Source organism: Aerococcus sp. L_32 (assembly GCF_050689315.1).
In genome coordinates this window covers 1-718 of sequence record NZ_JBOEQF010000949.1, presented here as the reverse complement: position 1 = coordinate 718, position 718 = coordinate 1, and the positions used below count along the sequence as shown (strand labels likewise).

Annotated in this window: 1 pseudogene; it reads right to left on the bottom strand. The window is 39.7% G+C overall.

The features are described from left to right. Nucleotides 1–27: 27 nt before the first annotated feature. Nucleotides 28–718, bottom strand: a pseudogene (locus ACRCJ0_RS17540) (cell division protein FtsQ/DivIB); the annotation flags it as partial.

Sequence of the window (718 nt, the reverse complement as noted above, 5' to 3'; positions counted from 1 at the left end):
TAATTGCCTTCACATGATTTCACCACTTTATTCACTCCCTGATTCAGCAACTGAATTGCCACTTGCTGCATCCGTTTCGACACTAGAAGATGCTGCTTGTGCATCAGTACTTTCAACCTGACTAGTCTCACTAGTTGATCCTGATGAAGCATCAGATGCACTAGTTGATTCAGTGCTAGAACTATCGGTTGATTCGCTGGCTGAATCTGATGATAAAACATCTAATTCACTAGCTTCACTTTCACTCGCTGCACTTGATTCTGCAGCCACCGATTCATCATAAGCCTTTTTATCTTCTTCTAAAGCGTAAGGGTTATTCCCATCATTTAATTCAGTGAAATAAATAGCTACTTCCATATCGATTAGTCCCGTTTGCCCGTCCAATTGACTGGCAATACCATTATAATAACTCATCCGGTCACCAATTGAACTAATGAACCCTCTCACCACATTCTCGTCAACCATTTGTAAGGCAATCCGGTCAGTATTACTTTCATCACCTGTATAAGTCACTAAGGAAATTTTTTGAATGATATCATCTGACAGACTTGATAGGGCCTTAACCGTTTCTGTTAGCTTGGCTTTTTGATCTTCATTGGCAATATCATAACCTTCAAATAAGGGTAACTCTTTTTCAAGTGATGGCAGTGGTGTATCGATGATTTCATTATTTTCTAGTAAGGGGTAGAAAAAGTCCGCAATCTGGATGTAGCCCAAT